Origin of the sequence: Photobacterium obscurum, assembly GCF_026191635.1 — a bacterium.
Taxonomy (GTDB): domain Bacteria; phylum Pseudomonadota; class Gammaproteobacteria; order Enterobacterales; family Vibrionaceae; genus Photobacterium; species Photobacterium obscurum.
The window spans coordinates 1-1,742 of the sequence record NZ_JAKRRW010000050.1 but is presented as its reverse complement, the minus strand read 5'-3'; the positions used below and the strand labels follow the sequence as shown (position 1 = coordinate 1,742).

Genomic DNA, 1,742 nt, shown 5'->3' with positions numbered 1-1,742 from the left:
TGTCATTACTGAGGGAGCATGACGGGATAAATACCAACCGATTCTGTCATGCCCTAATATTCTAGAGCCTCAATAACTTATTCGCCTCACACATCAATGTTCATTGATTGAGATTGCTTGATTCTGAGCTCTCTGGTGTTGAGCTGCTCTCTCTTCCAGATATTTTGGATAGTAGTAATACTCACCATGATATTTTGCTGTTTAAGCAACTTCATTAGTTGGATCGATGTGCCATGAGGATTCAATAGCGTCAGCTCGATAATCTTATCCTCTGTGCTTTCGGGAATGCGGTTTTTACTTCGTTTCAGTGGCTTATTGATCCGCTTCAGACCTAAGGGGCCTTGCTCTTCCATAATTTGTTGGTAGGTATAAAGCGTTTGGCGGGAGCAGCCGAGGATACGGGCTGCTTTAGATACACTACCTAGCTGCTCAACAAGCTCTAGTGCTTCTATTTTCCGCTGAACTTCTTTGCCGTACTCATGGCACTTCCGAGGCTCTACCAACTCCGTGATATCAAGCCGGCGATGACCAAAATAGGTTGAGAAAGTACCATCAAACTGACACCGGATTTCCACTTTTTGATTTTCTATCGAATAACGGATGGGTGAGTCGATGACGTACATTTTGCTATCAAAGCTGAAGGTATGATCACGTCGTATCGTACGATATTCTTTTTGCACGCAAATAGCATTTAGGTCTAATTCAGGTGGCAGCGGCTTGAAGGCTGAAGACTGGTTTGTGGGCTGAACCATCACATTCTTGACCCAGTAATTGGGGATAAACTCTTCTTGTAAATAGCAATTAGCACTGGCCATGTCAGTGATGTTATTCAGCCGTAGTTCTGGTACTAGGCGGTCTTGGAAGGTGTCGAAGGAGCGTTCAATACGTCCCTTACCCTGAGGTGAGTTAGCGAAGATAATCTCGATGCCGAGCTCGTCACAAGCTCGCTGCATTTGGGAGAAGTTGCTGCGCTTGGGGCCTCCAAAAATACCGGCTCTATCGACATACAGCGTCTTAAACACACCACGTTTTTCTATGTAAGCTCTCATAACTTTCATACAGCCTTCAGTGGTTTCAGACGGGAAAAACTCAGCGTGGATATCACTGGTCGCATCATCAACGATAGCGATTAAGCAAGAGCGTTCATCTCCAAACCACCGATGAGGACTGCCATCCATTTGAAGCATTAATCCTGGTGAGCCCATACGCTCCCGATACTTCCGAACTCGACTTCTGCGTCGCTTAGAGCGCTTCACATGATGAATATCGTGCGCCCAGTTACGCAGTGTTTCTCGTTTAATCGAGAGCCCTTCATTCTTCGTCAGGAGCTCTGAGAGATGCTGCAGATTAAAGTCGTAGTACTTGGTCTGGATGAGGCTTTGCACCTCTTTCTTGAGTGACTCTGGGATTTTGTTTGCTGGAGCACGACCTTTGTTCCCATGAATAACGAATCGAATACCTTCTTTCCGATAACGACTTAAGTAACGCTCAACGGTTCTCCTAGATTTGTTAAGCAACTTCGTGGCGCTATTGATTGTGATTCTGCCATCAATCACTTTGCAAATAATATCGACAGTGAACTGGGATTTAGAATCCATATAGAACATCCTTAGCACCTTCTAAAGCTCCATTGATTGCTTTAAAAGGTACGCCAATTTAGTTCCGTCAAACTCCCTCGGTAGTTAATGTAATGACAAAGTCGCTTGGTAATTAAAGTACGACAGAATCGCTTGGTGATCACA

At 44.7% G+C, this 1,742-nt stretch carries 1 protein-coding gene; it reads right to left on the bottom strand.

Annotated elements, in window-relative coordinates; translation table 11 throughout:
• Positions 1-86: 86 nt before the first annotated feature.
• Positions 87-1,607 (bottom strand): ISNCY family transposase, encoded by a 1,521-nt coding sequence (locus MD588_RS25840; protein ID WP_265700826.1) that lies wholly within the window; start codon positions 1,605-1,607, stop codon positions 87-89.
• Positions 1,608-1,742: the final 135 nt, after the last annotated feature.

What these genes read in the sequence shown, in the direction of transcription:
- MD588_RS25840 (WP_265700826.1), bottom strand. Translation starts at nt 1,607, where the DNA reads ATGTTCTATATGGATTCTAAATCCCAGTTCACTGTCGATATTATTTGC.